Source organism: Amazonocrinis nigriterrae CENA67 (assembly GCF_016056305.1).
Classification (GTDB): Bacteria; Cyanobacteriota; Cyanobacteriia; order Cyanobacteriales; family Nostocaceae; genus Amazonocrinis; species Amazonocrinis nigriterrae.
Map to the genome: position 1 here is coordinate 123,211 of NZ_JAECZC010000004.1, position 17,055 is coordinate 140,265.

A 17,055-nucleotide genomic window follows, 5' to 3' on the forward strand; every position below is an offset into this window, starting at 1 on the left:
CCACATGAGTAATGCTTCAGAAAGCCAAAATTATCGGGAATTGATGAAAAATGCGCTGCTGGGGCTGGAAAAACTGCAATCCAAGCTCAACGCCATCGAGCAGGCAAAAACCGAACCAATTGCTGTCATTGGCATGAGTTGCCGATTTCCAGGAGGGGCAAACACTCCCGAACAGTTCTGGCAACTATTGTCCAACGGAGTGGATGCGATCGCCGAAGTTCCTAGCGATCGCTGGGACGCTGACGCCTACTTCGACCCCGATTTAAGTAGCCCCGACAAAATGAATACCCGTTGGGGTGGCTTTCTGAACGACATAGACATGTTCGATTCCTTCTTTTTTGGCATTTCCTCCCAGGAAGCCGCAGCCATTGACCCCCAGCAGCGGCTGCTACTAGAGGTAGCTTGGGAAGCATTAGAAGATGCGGGTTTATCTATCCCAAAACTAGCCGGCAGCCAAACCGGAGTCTTTGTGGGCATTAGCAGCATGGACTACTTCCAAATCATCCCAGGCTCACAGCCACGAGCGGGTACTGGGGTGGCACACACCATTGCAGCCAATCGCCTATCGCATTTTTTTAATTTCCAAGGGCCAAGCATCGCCATCGATACAGCTTGCTCATCGTCCCTAGTGGCCGTTCATCAAGCCTGCACCAGCCTGAGATCAGGAGAATCCAACCTCGCACTAGCTGGGGGAGTGAATATCACCCTCGTACCAGAGACAACTATTACAGTAGCCCAGGCAGGAATGATGGCATCCGATGGACGATGTAAAACCTTCGATGCCGCCGCAGACGGCTATGTACGAGCAGAAGGGTGCGGTTTAGTACTACTCAAGCGGCTCTCAGATGCTCAAAAAGATGGCGATCGCATCCTCGCACTGCTACGAGGTTCGGCAGTCAATCACAACGGTCGTAGCAGTGTACTTACAGCCCCCAATGGCACAGCACAACAAGCACTGATTCGTCAAGCACTAACCAACAGTGGAGTAGCCCCCACTGAAATTAGCTATATAGAAGCTCATGGCACCGGCACCCCTCTGGGCGACCCAATTGAAATTCAGTCTCTCAAAGAAGTGCTGTTACCGGAGCGTTCACCAGAACAATTGTGCTGGATTAGCTCAGTTAAAACCAATATCGGTCATGTGGAAGCAGGCGCTGGCATTGCTGGACTAATGAAAGTGATTCTCTCCTTGCAGCACCAGCAGATCCCCCCCCACCTGCATTTACAACAGCTAAATCCACAAATTGACTTAGCAAACACTCCCTTAAAAATTCCGACTCGGCTAGAACCTTGGTTGACAACCCAGGTAAATCAAAAACGTCTGGCTGGCGTCAGTTCCTTTGGTTATGGAGGCACAAACGCTCATGTGATAGTTGAGGAGTACCCCCAAACCAACCAAATCACACAACAAAAAGACCAAGTGGATCGTCCGTTGCATGTGTTGGTACTGTCAGCGAAAAATGAGCAGGCCCTGAGAGAACTGGCCAGCGACTACGAGCAACACCCTTCACTACAACCAGCCGAATTACTGCCACATGTTTGCTTTAGCGGCAACACCGGGCGGTCTCATTTTGACCATCGTTTAGCAATTGTGGCCGAATCTTCTGATTTTCTGCGTCAACAATTAGCTGATTTTGCCAATGGCAAAGAGACACCCGGCACTTTATGGGGTAAAATGCCCAGCAAGAATCCGCCCAAACCGGTATTTCTGTTCACAGGACAGGGGTCTCAGTTCATAGGCATGGCACGCCAGTTGTACGACACCCAACCCAGCTTCCGCACTACCCTAGACAGCTGTGCAGAAATTCTGCGTCCCTATTTAGACAAGCCCCTGCTGGAAGTGATTTATCCCAACAGTGGAGAATATTCTCTCCTGGAAGAAACTGCATACGCCCAACCGGCTTTGTTTGCTCTAGAGTACTCCTTGGCTCAATTATGGAGAACTTGGGGCATCAAACCAGATGCCGTCATGGGGCATAGTGTAGGAGAGTATGTAGCTGCCTGCATTGCTGGAGTATTCAGTCTAGAGGATGGATTACGCCTGATTGCCGAACGTGGGCGGCTCATGGGTTCATTGCCCCCTGGCGGCAAAATGGCCGCCGTATTTGCCGAAGAAGACTTGGTACGAGAAGCGATCGCACCATACCACAACAGCGTTTCCATCGCCGCCATTAACGGTTCTCAACAAACAGTCATTTCTGGCAGTGAACAAGCACTACAGGAAGTACTAGATAACTTAGAGGCTGATTTCATTACCAGTCGTCCCTTGACTGTATCCCATGCCTTCCACTCTCACTTCATGGAACCAATTCTCGATGAATTTGAGCAAACAGCTTCTCAAATACAGTTTCATGCCCCACGGTTGCCATTAGTTTCCAACCTGACAGGCAAAATTTTCACTTCCCAGGAAACCCCCAAAGCTGATTACTGGTGTCGCCATATTCGACAACCCGTATGTTTTTATCAAGGAATGCAGACATTAGCAGGAGCAGGATATGAATTATTTTTAGAAATTGGGCCCACAGATACCTTAATCAACATGGGCCGACGTTGCCTACCCAAAGGAGTAGGTACTTGGTTAGCTTCTCTGAAAAAAGATGAAGATGACTGGCGATCGCTCCTCAGTTGTCTACAAACCCTCTATGTGAGCCGTCAAGACGTGGATTGGTCTGGATTTGATCAAGACTACCCTCGTCGGAAAGTACCATTGCCTACCTATCGTTTCCAGAAAAAACGTTGTTGGCCTGTTACCACCTAAATCAAATATCATACAAAAAACTAATTTTACAAAACAGTAATTTAAATGCCTGTAGGAATAGAAAAAATTAATCTCTATGCTGGACGACTTTATCTTGATATTGCCGAACTGGCCAAGGTAAGAGGTCTAGATGAACAGTACATAGCTAACCATTTAATGTGTACCACTCGGTCAGTTTATCCCAATTGGGAAGATGCGGTGACTCTAGCAGTGAATGCAGCCAAAAGGCTGTTGACACCAGAAGACATTCAAGATATCGAATTAGTAATTGTCAGCACCGAATCAGCTGTTGATCGGGGTAAACCTGTATCCACTTGGGTACGTCATTTTTGCAATCTCAGCCCCAATTGCCGCAACTTCGAGGTGAAATTCGCTTGTTACGGTTGTACTGGTGCTTTGAAAATGGCAGCTTCCTGGGTAGCTTCGGGAATTCGACCAGGAAAAAAAGCTTTGGTAATTAATGCCGACTCCAGCCTCAGCGATTTGCATCACCCTGCTGAACCCATAGGTGGAGGAGCAGCTGTGGCCATGTTAGTGAGCGATCGCCCCGAAATTCTAGAAATTGAACTAGACAAGGCTGGTTATTGGACAACTGAGATTTATGATACCTTTCGTCCCACAGCCAAAACAGAAATTATTAACGACCAAATCAGCCTTTATTCCTATCTAGATGCTTTGGATGGAGCTTATGAACATTATGAACAAATAGTTGGTGAAATCGATTACGATCGCCAATTCAAAAAGCACATCTATCATGCTCCGTTTCCAGGGATGACTTATCAGGCTCACCGCACAATGCTGAACCGATTTGGCGTTACAGACAAAAAAAGCATTCAGTCGAATTTCCAAACAAAAGTCGGTGAAAGCCTCTACTTTGGCAAACGCATCGGTACAGTATATGGTAGCTCTACTTTCGTCAGTTTGATGGGTTTGTTGCACTCGGCTAGTGATTTGCAACCGGGAGACCCCATATCAATATTTGCTTATGGTTCCGGTTGCCAGAGTGAATTTTATAGCGGCTTTATTGGTACCACAGCCAGCGCCAAAGTGCGATCGCTCAACCTTGACCAACATCTCAATGAGCGATTACAACTATCGGTAGCAGAATACGAAGCAATAGAATCTAGCCGCCAACAAGTAATTGAATGCCCTACTTATGAACCCGATTTATTAAACGGGTTTTATGACAAAGTTTATGCAGGTCAAAAGTTACTCGTACTGAAACAAGTAGAAAACTACCACAGGAGATACGAGTGGAGTTAACGTCAAATGTCGTGGAATATCAAATGGATTCGGGGGTGGCTTGGGTGAAATTAGCATCACCCAAGACAGGCAATGCTCTGAATGCTACCTTGATTTCCCAGCTAAGTCAATCAATTCAACAAGCGATCGCTGATCCATCTTGTCGAGTAATTGTCATCTCAGCCCTAGGTTCTGACTTTTGCAAAGGACTCCAATTTGAAGAAGCCGTTATTAATCAAAATAGTCCCAATCCCAAATCATTCGATATATTTCTTGATTGTTTAAATCTCATTTCTCGTGCTAGCCAGGTGACAATTGCCTGCGTAGAAGGTAACGTCACAGGAGGTGGCGTTGGTCTTGTAGCAGCTTGCGATTTGGTATTAGCAAAAGAAGACGTAGTATTTATGTTACCGGAAGTGATTGTTGGCATGATTCCTGCCCTCATTTCACCATTTATACTGCGTCGTCTTCCTCTTGCACGACTCAGATATATTACTCTTAGCGCTCGCGGTATTCCAGCAATAGAAGCACAAGTCTTTGGGCTAGTAGATGAAGTCGTCACAGAAGAAATATCCCACAGTTTAAACAGACAAATCCAACGACTGTTTCGGGCTTCTCCCCTGGCTATAGCTGAGAGCAAAAAATATTTTGAGCAGCTTGATTCTCTGGCTTTGCCTCAACAAAAAGAAATAGCTAGAGAACGCATCAAAACCTGGTTACAACAGCCAGATATAGTCGAGGAAATTAAAAATTTTGCTGAAGGATTCTCTCCAGCTTGGTTTCAAAAATACAAAGGTAAAATACATGTCTAAAATTTTTGTCACTAGCTTGGAAGAAGGGATTTTTCAATTAACAATTGACGACCCAGAAAACCAGAATCGAGCTACTCATGAACTTTTTCAAGAGTTGACAAACGCCTTAACAGATTTGGCTAAGGAACCGACAATTAAAGTCTTGATCATCAAGGGACGTAAGGATGTTTTCTTTGCTGGTGGAACCGTAGATGTTATCAAAGAAGTTGCCAGCAGTAATATAGATGTTAAAGATTTTTTCCTGCCCCACCAAGTTCTCAGCTTTCCTGTACCAGTGATCGGTGCATTAGAAGGTCATGCTGTGGGAGGCGGGCTATTTTTAGCCCTCTGCTGTGACATATTGATAGCTTCTGAAAGTAGTCGATATGGTGTGCATTGTACCAACATGGGATTCACCCCAGGTATGGGTACAACATCCCTTTTACCAGCATTAGTTGGATATAGCTTTGCTAGTGAAATGATTTTAACTGGCAAGTCCTACAAAGGTAGAGAACTTCGGGATAAAAATTTATTCAACTATGTGGTGAAATCAGAAGAAGTGATGGACATAGCTTTAGATATAGCTAGCCGCATAGCCGAAAAACCCAGAGTGGTTATCGAAATGCTCAAAGAGACTCTTTCTCTTCCGCGGCGACAACTGCTACAACAAGCTATTTCCCGCGAACATCTCATGCACAAAATTTGTTTTAGCAAACCAGAAATAGCGGCTCAAGTTGAGTTAACATATTTAAAATAGTTGAAAATTCCAGAGGAGAAAATATCAAATGGATAGGAAAATAATTCTCGACACAGTTATCAACAATATCAAGCTGAATGTAGATGGGATTGAAGATGTTGAAATTTCTGCAGATAAATCTATGAAAGATTATGGAGCCAGCAGTTTAGATATTGTAGAAATTGTTTCTAGCTCCATGCGCCAATTAAAAATTAAAGTCCCAAGAACACAACTTGCTGAACTCAAGAACATCGATGAATTAGTAGACGTGTTCTTTCAAGCCAAAAATCAAGCCGCCTGAAAAATCAGTAGTCATCAATAAATTCAAATTTCATAACAAACCCAATTCACACTCAAAGTAAAAAAATATGATCATAGCAGTTGCCAAAATTAAACCAGAAGCTGCAATGGAAAGTGTATATGCACTACTACCAGCAGAAGCGAAGAAAGTTTGGGAATTCCATAAAAACGAAAGTATTCGCCAAATTTTTCTCCGCAAAGACGTACCTGGCGCCGTCATTTTGCTGGAAGGTAATGATATTGAGCAAGCAAAAGCAACTGTTGCAACCCTGCCAATGGTAGAAGCCAATGTGCTAGATGTTGAGTTTATTCCTGTGGCTCCCTACACCAACTGGGAATTCTTATTCGCTAAAGAATAGGAATAAGCATTTTATCTTGATTAATTTATTCTAGTTACTGAAAAACATTCTTCAGTTAATCAAAAAGAACAAGCTAAGCGAACTATGACTGAAAACAGAGAACAAGGGAGGTGGCAAAAAGGACAAAAAGAGCCAATAGCAATCATTGGCATTGGCTGTCGATTGCCTGGTGGTGCTAACAGTCCAGAAGAATTCTGGAAACTGCTGCAAGATGGGGTAGATACTATTACTGAAGTACCAGCAGAACGGTGGAATCTAGATTTATTCTATGACTCAGACCCAGCAGAACCAGGAAAAATGTACACCCGCTGGGGAGGATTCATTGAACAGATAGATTATTTCGACGCTAAATTCTTTGGCATTTCCCGCCAAGAAGCAGCGCGAATGGATCCCCAGCATCGCTTGCTGTTGGAAGTAGTCTGGGAAGCGCTAGAAGATGCTGGACAGCCACCAGAAAGTTTGGCTAGTACCAAGACTGGTGTGTTCATGGGGATTTGCTCCAGCGACTACGGACAAATCCAAGCCAGCAGCCTCAATAGTGACTTGATCAATGCTTACTCAGCTATTGGCATAGTCAGCAGCATGGTTACTAACCGTCTGTGCTACCACTTTGACTTCAATGGCCCCAGTATTCCTGTTGACACCGCTTGTTCTTCTTCATTGGTAGCAGTCCACTTAGCTTGTTCAAGTCTCTGGAATGGAGAATGTACCCTAGCCTTGGCTGGAGGGGTAAATGCAATTTTCAGACCGGAAATATCAGTAGCCTTGAGTAAAGCATTTTTGCTTTCTGCTGATGGTCGTTGTAAAACCTTTGATGCGGAAGCCGACGGTTTTGTTCGGTCGGAAGGAGCAGGTGTGGTTGTTCTCAAACCACTATCCAGCGCTTTAGCCGACGGCGATCCGATTTATGCAGTCATCCGAGCCAGCGCCATCAGCCAAGATGGCCACAAAGATTCCATCGCGGCTTCCAAGGGTGAGGCTCAAGAAAGAGTCATGCGCGAAGCTTATCGCCAAGCTGGAATTTCCTCTCATGAAGTGCAGTATATCGAAGCTCAGGGTACGGGTACAGTAGTCGGAGATGTAACTGAAGCAAATGCCGTAGGATCTGTAGTTGGAATTAATCGTCTTCCAGAAGACCAATGCCTCATTGGTTCGGTTAAATCTAATATTGGACATTTAGAAGCAGCCGCAGGTGTTGCAGGACTCATCAAGACAGCTTTGGCTCTGAAGCATGGTTACATACCACAAAATCTGCATCTTAAAACACCAAATCCCAAAATTAACTTTGAACAATTGCGGTTGCGAGTACCACAAACTCTAGAACCTTGGCCGAATCATGGTCAAAAATCACGCCTAGCGGGAGTTAATTCCTTTGGAGTTGGTGGAACTAACGTCCACGTCATTTTAGAGGGTGCAGAAACATTTGGTGTATCCTCGAAAGAAGCATTAGCTGACAACCAACAAGAAGATGAAGCTTCAGCCGACCAGTTACAACTGTTCTTGTTATCGGCTCGTAGCCTGGAAGCGCTATCGGCTTTTGCATTGGCTTACCTGAAGTTTTTGACCACTGAAGGTGCAAATGCTAGCATTTCATTATCAGATATTTGCTACACTGTCAGCTTACGTCGAAGTCATCATCATCATCGGCTAGCAGCGATCGCCTCATCTAAAGAAGAGCTAGCAAAACTTCTACGTAGCTTTGTTGACAGTGCAGAAAGTCAGATCAAGGTGCTTTGTTCTCCAACCCTAGAGAAAAACGAGCGATCGCTTATCTTGCAATCTCTGGGTCAGCGCTATATCCAAGGAGAATCGATTGATTGGAACGTCCTCTATCCAAAACCAGGTCGTTTTGTCCGGCTACCATCATATCCTTGGCAACGACAACGTTATTGGCAAGAATCTGAAGCATCACGGCAAACAAGACTAGGACAGTTGCGATCGTCCCAAGTCAGCGAACTGCTTCCAGTCGCACAACTCGAATTGACCAGTGAATCAGAAAATAAAACTACAGGTAATAATTCTGTACAGATACCTGATGTCCAAGACAAGCACACCAAGCAGAACTTAAACCATAGAACAGCAGGTGAATTATACTCCCGTGTCATTACTTACATTCAACAGCAAGTAGCCATTACTCTAGACCTGAATGTATCTCAACTAGATCTGAAGATGCCACTACAGGATTTAGGATTCAGTTCCTTAATGGCTTTGGAATTAAAAAATCAGGTCAAAACTGATTGGGATGTAGATATTCCTCTTGTCAAACTTATAGAAAGGCCTAGTGTTGTTGAATTAGCAAAGTTCGTCAGTGACCGCCTCTCAGGAATAGTCGCCAATTCCACACTTCCATCTTGCATAGTTCCCCTTCAGCTAGAGGGAACTAATCCACCCTTTTTCTGCTTACCTCCCCTTGCTGGCGTCTCTTTTCCCTATTACGAACTAGCTTGTCTTCTGGGTAAGAAACGCCCTTTTTACGCGTTGCATTCCCTAGGAATTGATAAATCAGAACGACCTTTAACTCGAATTGAAGACATAGCACGTTACAACATTGAAGCTATACGATTAGTTCAGCGACAGGGGCCTTATTATATCGGTGGTTGGTCTTTGGGTGCTATTGTTGCTTTTGAAATGGCCAGACAATTACACCAGCAGGGACAACAGGTAGCAAAGGTAATTTTAATAGATACAGCCCCGCCTACAGCTAATAAAATTACCAATTTTTGGGTATCGTGCAATTTTTTCTTAACCTCTGCAATGCCAAACATTTGGCCTTATATCTACGATTATTTTGCTCTATCATTTGTCAACAATCAGCAGTTGAGAAAAAAACTTGGTAAAAGAGGGGTTGTACCAGGGGTAGAAAAATTATCTGGGTTAGTAGCTAGTTTGTCGAAATTATTAAACTTGCGCCAACTAGCTGCACTGCGTGTAGTTCAGGTGATCTTGACTAATAGCCAAGCCACTATTGATTACACTCCATCAACTTATCCAGGTAAAGTTTCTCTATTTCGTACTTCTAGACCACCCTATGCAACTCTCAATTTACCAGACGAAACCTGGAATTGGGGCGACCTCACGTCAGGACAAGTAGAAGTTCATCATATTCCTGGCAGCCACTTTAGCATATTGAGACCACCCCATGTCCAGGTACTAGCCGAAAAGTTGAAAGCCTGCCTTGACCAAGAATAAGCTGTTACATAACCTGAGTTCGGATAAGCTCAAACCATCATTATATCGTTGACTGAAACTCCTATTCCTTCCTATAACTAGCAGCAAAATCGTCTTAACCCTAACTGAGGTTAATTACGAATTACGAATTGGTATCAGGAACATTTACACAGATAGGACTTACGCACACTCTACGAATTCTTGGCGTTCTTGGTGCCTTGGTGAGTCCACTTGCCGTCTTGGACGCCACATCCTCCACTTGGGGAGACCCCAAGACCGGAGTGGCTCCGCTTTGCGTCGTTAGCGCAGCGTTAGCGAGTCTTCGAGCGTCTGGCAAAGTGGCGTTAGCAAAGCGGTAGCGAGGAACGAGCGTCACCCGGAGGGCGGTTCGATAAATTAAGCTTAGGAGCAATTTTTGCGTAAGTTCTGACAGATCTTGATCTGCGATCTTCCCGACAAGAAAGATAAAAAAAGAGTGGAAGAAGGCATACCAATAGCCTATAGTCTCCCACTCTGGCATTTGCCGCTGTAGCGTTCAGGAATATATGCAGACGTTGCCCGTTATTTAGGGGGCTAATGTGTATGTCAACGACAACGCCGATACATATTTCTTATTCCCGTTGCGGCAAATGTCAAGCCTGATTATTCATGTTTATTTGCTCAGATAAATAGACTTTCATTTATTATTAAAGATTTGTTGTTTATTGGATAAAAATTTTCTTAAACAGTTTTCAAAAGGTATGTTTTTCAGTTAACACATAATGTCAATCGCTCAACAATTAAATGTGCAATTTTTATGTGAAACAGTTGATTTTGGTAGCCCCTGATAACAAAACCCTTGAAGTCGTTTATCTTCTACAATTTAACTTGGAGAATCTCAGCTTGGTTGCCATTTTGGCAGGTTTTTAAATTACAAAAAGTGGGGAGTAACAAAGATGGGGAGATGAGGGGGATGAGGGAGAAATAATACCAATTCTCTAAAATGAGGCAACAGATGTGAGTCAAGAGAGCAACATATAGGTGGGGTAGGGGCGTACAGATCATTCATGTGTTGCCAAGATTTTGAGAATTGGTATAACAACTGACAACTGACTTATGACTTTAGCTACTAATAAGGGTACGCAATAAACGTACCCCTAAAAGTCAAAGGCTTCATATTAAAGCTTTTTGTGTTGCACCGATATTAAGAACTACGTAAAATTGAAGACAAAGACTTCTGTTTACGAATATCCATTAAGTCTGCCAGAGATTCTTGGTTTTTATCGAGGGGATGTGTGTGTTCTGGCGGCAGAACTGTAACTAGAGGCTTTGTTTTAGCTTGCATTGACACCATAGGCTTGATTGGTTGCAATGGCACAAAAACTGGCGGATTCTTGGGTGTCTGTGGTTCCAATCTTTGGTGACGGCTTGGTGTCACAGATGCCGGATGGTGGTTGATATGTTTGCGGACTTTTTGAGTTGGTAATGGACGGTTAAGTAATCGCAGAATTATAAAGCAACCACTCGCACAACTGAGAGCGATCGCAGCTACCATCCATAAAGGTGTAGGATTGCTAGTCTCAGAGGGTGTTTTGATTGGTTTTTCAACTACAGCTGGGATTTCTTCTGGTTGTGCTTGTTCTCCACTACCTCCAGCATAACCCAGGCTGTACAAGGCCAATGCAGCAGTCCCCAGAAACATTGTTAATAACCCAGTTAACAATAGCAAAGGATGCTGTGTAAGCAGATAAATAAAAATGTTCGAGCCGCCTACTAGTCCCGACTTACTGTTTGGCAGTTCTGGCTTTAGTTTTGTTACTTGGGTTGACTCACGCTGTACGCTCTGACTATTTTCCATGATTACTTTCAGATTTGTACCCCTCTAGACCATGATTGTACTAAAAGAGCTATCTATGAAGTATCCGTAGCTAGATTTTTGATTCTAGTAGCTTTTCTGTGCAACATATGATACAGAAAAGTGCTGAGCAGGGGAGCAGGGGAGCAGTGGAGCAGGGGAGATGGGGAGATGAGGGGGATGAGGGAGAAATAAATTTTATCTAAAACTCCTAACTCCTAACTCCTAACTCCCATTCCCCATGCCCCAATTACTGAGAATGTCTTTCTAAAGCCAGTTGAATTAATCGATCTACTAATTCTGGAAAGGATATGCCACTGTGGGCCCAGAGTTGAGGGTACATACTGGTAGCGGTAAAGCCTGGTAAAGTGTTGATTTCGTTAATTAATATTTCTCCTGTGGCTTCTACGTAGAAAAAGTCTACTCTTGCTAAGCCAGCAGCATCAACAGCTGCAAAGGCTTGCAACGCCATATCCTGAATTTGACGGCTAACAGCATCTGGTATTGCTGCTGGAATCACTAAATCTGCTTTTCCTTCAGTATATTTAGTTTCGTAATCATAAAAATCACTGTCAAAAGTAATTTCGCCAACTACAGAAGCTTGGGCTGGCTCGTTGCCCAAAACAGCACATTCTACTTCTCTAGCGACAACTCCGGCTTCTACAATGATTCTGCGGTCATAACCAGCAGCATTATCCAATGCTGCTTCTAATTCTTGGCGCGATCGCACTTTGGCAATACCCACTGATGAACCTAAGTTAGCAGGCTTGACAAAACAGGGATAGCCCAATGTTTCCTCAATTTCATCACACAATTTGGGAAATACACAAGGATTTGACCAAATTTGCGCTCTCGTTAACGCTTTGTATTTCACCTGCGGTAGTCCGGCTTGTTCAAAGGCCATTTTCATGGCAATCTTATCCATACCCATTGCCGAACCTAGCACCCCAGAACCAACAAAGGGAACTTGCATCAAGGTGAGTAATCCCTGAATTGTACCATCTTCACCATTGGGGCCGTGGAGTATGGGAAACCAAACATCGACTTCAGCGACTTGCGAGGGTGATTGCCAGCGGTTTATGGTTTGAGTTTGGGGGTTAGATACCAGATGATTTTGCTCTTCGGGTGTTGAATTTTGGGATTCCAGATGCCCAATGCCAGACCCTAGTACCTGTTGCGGAACTTCTCCGGCTAACCAACGTCCATCTTTTTGGATGTAAAAAGGTAGGATTTCGTACTTACTAGCATTTTGCTCTGCACTTAAGGCAAGTGCGATCGCCCGTGCTGAACTAATGGAAACTTCATGCTCCCCAGAACGACCGCCAAATAACAATCCCACCCTCAGCTTACTCATCTTCAGTACCTCTTGATTCTTCAAGCAGTTAGCGTATCACAAGCTGCTAAAGTTGCTATATTTTTACCTGAACTCAGGTACTTTCAATAGTATGGGATATATGGGAATGGGGCATGGGGCATAGGGCATGGGGAAAATAACTAATAACAACTGACAACTGACCACTGACAACTGACACAATTTATAAACTTTTACTAAATTCAATTAAGATATATGAATGTTACAAAAGCAGCACAAAACTCTCCCTCAACCTGGTTGGTCTTTGGATGAACGAGATCCAGAGTTCATTAAATCTATCATGCCCCTTTTGGGCTTTTTCTATCACTACTATTTTCGAGTGCAAACTAGTGGCTGGCATCATATCCCACCAAAGGAAAAAGTCTTATTTGTCGGCTCTCACAATGGAGGAATTGCAGCTCCTGATATGGTGATGGTGATGTACGACTGGTTCCGACGATTTGGTGTAGAGCGACCAGTTTACGGTCTGATGCATCCCAAGGTTTGGCAGGTTAGCCCCCCATTGGCACAACTAGGTGTTAAGGCTGGAGCAATTATGGCTCATCCTAAAATGGCTTACGCTGCTTTGCGTTCTGGAGCGAGTGTGCTGGTATATCCCGGTGGAGTAGAAGATCTGTTTCGGCCATATCATTTGCGTCACAAAATTTATTTTGCCGGACGGCAAGGATTTATCAAGCTAGCGCTGCGGGAGAATTTACCGATTGTGCCTGTGATTTCAGCCGGTGCCCACGACACGCTAATTGTGCTGGCAGATTTATACAAAGTAGCACGGCAACTTCATGAGTGGGGGATGCCTTGGCTGTTTGGCATTGATCCGGAAGTTTTTCCCATTTATCTAGGGCTACCTTGGGGATTAGCAATTGGGCCACTCCCTGATATTCCATTGCCTGTGTCTATACACACGCGGGTTTGTCCTCCAATTGTATTTGAACGCTACGGTCGGCAAGCTGCTAGCGATCGCGAGTATGTGCGTGAATGTTACGAGCTTGTCGTCAATCAGATGCAGCAAGAATTAGACAACTTGGAGCAATTAAGGTTTCAGGGTCGTCCTTCGCTCCTCCCCTAAAAACCGTAATGTATCAATCTGAAAGTGAAACGGTATTACTACACCCCACACCAAAGCTCCTTTTCCACGTACCGTGAAAAGTTAGGGTGGTCATCGAGTTTAACACTAGTCAACACTTAATGAGCGCTTGTTAATGTGACTTTTAATCACATTTTCTAAATTTTTTCCCTAAATACTGGATTTTTATGTCATCCTGGGAGATGAGAATTAATTCGGCGACAGCGTTTGTTTTTAGTATTGATGGGCTTTTTCCTTTTGGTATTTACAGACTTTTCTCCGAAATCTAAATCTCTGCACTCTCGTATGATTCTCGGAGATAATCTATGTCAGTTTATGTAGGCAATCTTTCCTACGAAGTTACAGAAGATGCGCTCAGCGCTGTTTTTGCAGAATATGGTTCTGTAAAGCGAGTTCAGCTACCCACTGACCGTGAAACAGGTCGGCTGCGCGGTTTTGCTTTTGTGGAAATGGGTACAGAAGCAGAAGAAACCGCTGCTATTGAAGCTCTTGATGGTGCTGAGTGGATGGGTCGCGACCTCAAAGTGAATAAGGCTAAGCCCAAGGAAAACAGAGGTTCCTTTGGTGGTAACCGTGGGGGATACGGCGGACGTAACCGCTACTAAGCTAAAGAGACTCAACTGTTTTAAGTGTTGTTTCTCAACTCAAAAGTTTCACTAAGTTAATTAAATTTAGCAAAGACTCAAGTAGCAATGCTTGAGTCTTTTACTTAATGATCTTTTTGACAGGTGCAATTAAAAAACTAAGAGAAATGCTTCGCTTCATTTCAATTTACCCTTTGAAAGGGCTAGAAATAGGACTTACGCATTGACAGTAAATACTAAATATGCAGTATATGTTTCAGGCATTCAAGCTAGATTTTTTGACAATTTTTAAGCGATGCCTGCGGCGGGCTACGCCTTCGCTACTAATCAAAAGATGATTGAAAAACACCTGAAACAACCTTTTATAGCGAATCCACAAAATTAGCAATTTGTACAGTGCGTAAGTCCTAATAAAATACATTCTTTCTATTCTCTGGCAATGACAATATCGTTAGACTTGATCACTGCATAGGCTTCTGTTCCCTCAGAAAGTTGTAATTCCTCTGCTGACATTCTGGTAATAATTGAGGTTAACTCAACTCTATGAACCACCTCTATTGTCACCTCACTATTTACAGCTCCAGTAACAACTCGTTTGACAACACCCTTAAGGATATTGCGGGAGCTAACTTTTAGTGGTCTCTTGGGACTAGTAATTTCTAACTCAGGCTGAACATCTTCTTTTTCCTCCTGCGTGGTTGGTAGTGATGTAGGTGCTGTTTGCTGCTTGTTGAGACCACGCACCAATTCCCGCAGAATCTCAGTTTTCGTCCGCTGAGACTGCTGACAGAACTCCTCTAGAAGCTTTCGCTCCTCTTCTGATGTTTGAAATGTGATCCATCCTTGTTCTTTTCTTGGCATAATGTTACCAATTAGGTTGGTACATATTGAATTGACGCATCGTATGATCCTACCAAGCGTCAATGGTTTGAAGAAGAATCTATCTCAGTGCGATTTTCTTATGAAAAGACGACAAATTTTTGCCTTCTTCGGCACAGTAATTGCTAGCTGGTTTTTAGCAATTGCCTTGCCATTAGTTACACCCTCTCCTGTGGTAGCGCAATCAGACACAAATCTACTTGTGTCTGCCGCTGCTAGTTTGAAAGATGCAATGGAAGAAATTAAGCTTCTCTATCAACAGAGTAAACCTAACGTCAATATTAATTATAATTTTGGCGCTTCTGGTGCTTTACAGCAACAGATTGAACAGGGCGCACCAGCAGATATTTTCATTTCTGCTGGTAAGAAGCAAGTAGATGCTTTAGAGCAAAAACAGTTATTGGTTGCGGGTACTCGCTCTATCCTGGCAAAAAACCGCTTAGTCTTAATTGTGCCCAAGGGCGTGGCTGGTGTCACAAGTTTCTACAACCTCAAAGATAGCAAAATTAAAAAAATTGCGATCGGTGAACCTAGGAGTGTTCCAGCAGGACAATATGCTGAGCAAGTACTCGATAAATTGAAAATTTTGCCGCAGGTGAAGTCGAAATTAGTTTACGCTAATAATGTGCGTCAAGTCTTAGCATCGGTAGAAAGTGGCAACGCTGATGCAGGTTTGGTTTACGCCACTGATGCTAAAATTTCTGACAAGGTGAAAGCTGTAGTTGCTGCCGACGAAAAATATCACTCCCCGATTGTTTATCCTCTGGCAGTAGTTAAAAGTAGTAAGAATGTTAGTGCTGCTAAAGAGTTTGTCCAATTTTTATCAAGCGGTCAAGCCAAACTGGTACTGAAAAAATACGGGTTTATTCTGCCTTAAGAATAGGGAGTAGGGAGTGGGGAGTAGGGAGTTAGGAGTTAGGAGTTAGGAGTTAGGAGTTAGGGGTTAGGAGTTAGGAGTTAGGAGTTAGGAGTTAGGAGTTAGGAGTTAGGAGTTAGGGGTTAGTTGTCAGTTGTTATTCTCCCCTGCACCCTCTGCTCCCCTGTACCGAAAGCACCCCATCTCCTCATCCCCCATAGTCTGATGGATAATAAAAGCAGGTGTTATCTTCTCTTTGGCTATGTATTTAACTTGGTTAGACAGCAATAGTTGGCTGATTGAAATCGGTAGCCAACGGATACTACTTGACCCTTGGCTGGTTGGCCCTTTAACTTTTGCAAATTCGGATTGGTTCTTTAAAGGCTCCCGATCGCAAGAACGCCCAATACCAGAAAATATTGATCTGATTCTGCTGTCTCAGGGTTTGGAAGACCATGCTCACACACCGACCCTCAAGCAACTTGACCGCAAAATTACGGTTGTGGCTTCTCCCAATGCGGCAAAAGTAGCACAAGGATTAGGTTATGCCTCTGTGACATCCCTGGCTCATGGGCAAACTTTCACCTTGAACAATCAAGTAGAAATCACAGCTTTTCCCGGTTCGCAAATTGGCCCTACTCTTGTAGAGAATGGTTATTTGCTCAAAGAGTTGGCGACTGGCTTAACGCTCTATTATGAGCCTCATGGCTATCATTCGCCACAACTGAAACAATTTGCACCAGTAGATGTGATCATTACGCCAATTATAGACTTGGGACTGCCTTTGATTGGGCCGATTCTGAAAGGAACGAACAGTGCATTGGAAGTGGCTAAGTGGTTGCAACCGCAAGTAATGCTACATACTGCGGCTGGGGGAGATGTGATCTTTGAGGGATTGCTGACGAAATTCCTCAAGACTGGCGGAAGTTTTGCAGAGTTTCGTTCTTCACTAGAAAAGAATAACTTGGCAACACGAGTAATTGAACCTAAAGCTGGCGATCGCTTTGAATTACAACTAGAGAAGCGAGCATTGGCAATTTAGTTAAGGGTAGTAGGGGAGCAGGGGTGCAGGGGAGAATAACAACTGACCCT

Annotated in this window: 14 protein-coding genes; 11 read left to right on the forward strand and 3 right to left on the reverse strand. The window is 43.9% G+C overall.

All coding sequences use genetic code 11. The features are described from left to right. Nucleotides 1–4 precede the first annotated feature (4 nt). The 7 genes from I8748_RS04240 to I8748_RS04270 all read left to right on the forward strand — a co-directional run bounded on the left by I8748_RS04240 (nt 5) and on the right by I8748_RS04270 (nt 9,375). Nucleotides 5–2,758, forward strand: a complete 2,754-nt coding sequence (locus I8748_RS04240; RefSeq protein ID WP_198123416.1) for a type I polyketide synthase — start codon at nt 5–7, stop codon at nt 2,756–2,758. A gap of 45 nt (nt 2,759–2,803) precedes the next feature. After that, nucleotides 2,804–4,021, forward strand: coding sequence for a hydroxymethylglutaryl-CoA synthase family protein (locus I8748_RS04245; protein ID WP_198123417.1), 1,218 nt, complete (start codon nt 2,804–2,806; stop codon nt 4,019–4,021). Beyond that, nucleotides 4,012–4,812, forward strand: a complete 801-nt coding sequence (locus tag I8748_RS04250) for an enoyl-CoA hydratase/isomerase family protein (protein WP_198123418.1) — start codon at nt 4,012–4,014, stop codon at nt 4,810–4,812. Before I8748_RS04245 ends, I8748_RS04250 begins: the two co-directional genes overlap by 10 nt. After that, nucleotides 4,805–5,548, forward strand: coding sequence for a polyketide synthase (locus I8748_RS04255; RefSeq protein WP_198123419.1), 744 nt, complete (start codon nt 4,805–4,807; stop codon nt 5,546–5,548). Before I8748_RS04250 ends, I8748_RS04255 begins: the two co-directional genes overlap by 8 nt. Before the next feature lie 28 nt (nt 5,549–5,576). Beyond that, nucleotides 5,577–5,828 (forward strand): phosphopantetheine-binding protein, encoded by a 252-nt coding sequence (locus I8748_RS04260; protein ID WP_198123420.1) that lies wholly within the window; start codon nt 5,577–5,579, stop codon nt 5,826–5,828. A gap of 67 nt (nt 5,829–5,895) precedes the next feature. Beyond that, nucleotides 5,896–6,186, forward strand: a complete 291-nt coding sequence (locus tag I8748_RS04265) for a hypothetical protein (RefSeq protein WP_198123421.1) — start codon at nt 5,896–5,898, stop codon at nt 6,184–6,186. Between the two features lie 84 nt (nt 6,187–6,270). Then, nucleotides 6,271–9,375 carry a type I polyketide synthase gene (locus I8748_RS04270; RefSeq protein WP_198123422.1) on the forward strand — a complete coding sequence of 1,035 codons (3,105 nt, stop codon included), beginning with the start codon at nt 6,271–6,273 and terminating at the stop codon, nt 9,373–9,375. 1,162 nt (nt 9,376–10,537) lie between these two features. Here the strand turns inward: I8748_RS04270 and I8748_RS04275 are convergent. Together I8748_RS04275 and I8748_RS04280 are read right to left on the reverse strand one after the other, a co-directional pair. After that, nucleotides 10,538–11,191 (reverse strand): hypothetical protein, encoded by a 654-nt coding sequence (locus tag I8748_RS04275; RefSeq protein ID WP_198123423.1) that lies wholly within the window; start codon nt 11,189–11,191, stop codon nt 10,538–10,540. Between the two features lie 247 nt (nt 11,192–11,438). After that, complete coding sequence (locus tag I8748_RS04280; RefSeq protein WP_198123424.1) at nt 11,439–12,542, reverse strand: D-alanine--D-alanine ligase family protein; 1,104 nt, start codon at nt 12,540–12,542, stop codon at nt 11,439–11,441. Nucleotides 12,543–12,759: 217 nt separating this feature from the next. Here I8748_RS04280 and I8748_RS04285 point away from each other — a divergent pair, with 217 nt between their 5' ends. Continuing rightward, a complete protein-coding gene (locus I8748_RS04285; protein WP_198123425.1) occupies nt 12,760–13,626 on the forward strand; it encodes a lysophospholipid acyltransferase family protein in 867 nt (288 codons plus the stop codon). A 323-nt stretch (nt 13,627–13,949) separates the two neighbouring features. Then, entirely contained in the window at nt 13,950–14,249 is a 300-nt protein-coding gene (locus I8748_RS04290) for an RNA recognition motif domain-containing protein (RefSeq protein ID WP_198123426.1), read from the forward strand. Nucleotides 14,250–14,654: 405 nt separating this feature from the next. Here the strand turns inward: I8748_RS04290 and I8748_RS04295 are convergent, their stop codons facing one another. After that, on the reverse strand, nt 14,655–15,089 hold the full coding sequence (locus I8748_RS04295) for a TOBE domain-containing protein (RefSeq protein ID WP_198123427.1): 435 nt from the start codon (nt 15,087–15,089) through the stop codon (nt 14,655–14,657). A 100-nt stretch (nt 15,090–15,189) separates the two neighbouring features. Here I8748_RS04295 and modA point away from each other — a divergent pair, with 100 nt between their 5' ends. Both modA and I8748_RS04305 read left to right on the forward strand, forming a co-directional pair. After that, nucleotides 15,190–15,984, forward strand: coding sequence for a molybdate ABC transporter substrate-binding protein (gene modA, locus I8748_RS04300; protein ID WP_198123428.1), 795 nt, complete (start codon nt 15,190–15,192; stop codon nt 15,982–15,984). Nucleotides 15,985–16,225: 241 nt separating this feature from the next. After that, complete coding sequence (locus tag I8748_RS04305; protein ID WP_198123465.1) at nt 16,226–17,005, forward strand: MBL fold metallo-hydrolase; 780 nt, start codon at nt 16,226–16,228, stop codon at nt 17,003–17,005. The last annotated feature ends 50 nt before the right edge of the window (nt 17,006–17,055 follow it).

Excerpts from the sequence above, each read along its gene's own strand:
- I8748_RS04295 (WP_198123427.1), bottom strand. The coding sequence starts at position 15,089 with ATGCCAAGAAAAGAACAAGGATGGATCACATTTCAAACATCAGAAGAG.
- I8748_RS04305 (WP_198123465.1), top strand. The coding sequence starts at position 16,226 with ATGTATTTAACTTGGTTAGACAGCAATAGTTGGCTGATTGAAATCGGT.
- I8748_RS04270 (WP_198123422.1), top strand. The coding sequence starts at position 6,271 with ATGACTGAAAACAGAGAACAAGGGAGGTGGCAAAAAGGACAAAAAGAG.
- I8748_RS04290 (WP_198123426.1), top strand. The coding sequence starts at position 13,950 with ATGTCAGTTTATGTAGGCAATCTTTCCTACGAAGTTACAGAAGATGCG.
- I8748_RS04240 (WP_198123416.1), top strand. The coding sequence starts at position 5 with ATGAGTAATGCTTCAGAAAGCCAAAATTATCGGGAATTGATGAAAAAT.
- I8748_RS04275 (WP_198123423.1), bottom strand. The coding sequence starts at position 11,191 with ATGGAAAATAGTCAGAGCGTACAGCGTGAGTCAACCCAAGTAACAAAA.
- I8748_RS04245 (WP_198123417.1), top strand. The coding sequence starts at position 2,804 with ATGCCTGTAGGAATAGAAAAAATTAATCTCTATGCTGGACGACTTTAT.
- modA (WP_198123428.1), top strand. The coding sequence starts at position 15,190 with ATGAAAAGACGACAAATTTTTGCCTTCTTCGGCACAGTAATTGCTAGC.
- I8748_RS04280 (WP_198123424.1), bottom strand. The coding sequence starts at position 12,542 with ATGAGTAAGCTGAGGGTGGGATTGTTATTTGGCGGTCGTTCTGGGGAG.
- I8748_RS04255 (WP_198123419.1), top strand. The coding sequence starts at position 4,805 with ATGTCTAAAATTTTTGTCACTAGCTTGGAAGAAGGGATTTTTCAATTA.
- I8748_RS04285 (WP_198123425.1), top strand. The coding sequence starts at position 12,760 with ATGTTACAAAAGCAGCACAAAACTCTCCCTCAACCTGGTTGGTCTTTG.
- I8748_RS04260 (WP_198123420.1), top strand. The coding sequence starts at position 5,577 with ATGGATAGGAAAATAATTCTCGACACAGTTATCAACAATATCAAGCTG.
- I8748_RS04265 (WP_198123421.1), top strand. The coding sequence starts at position 5,896 with ATGATCATAGCAGTTGCCAAAATTAAACCAGAAGCTGCAATGGAAAGT.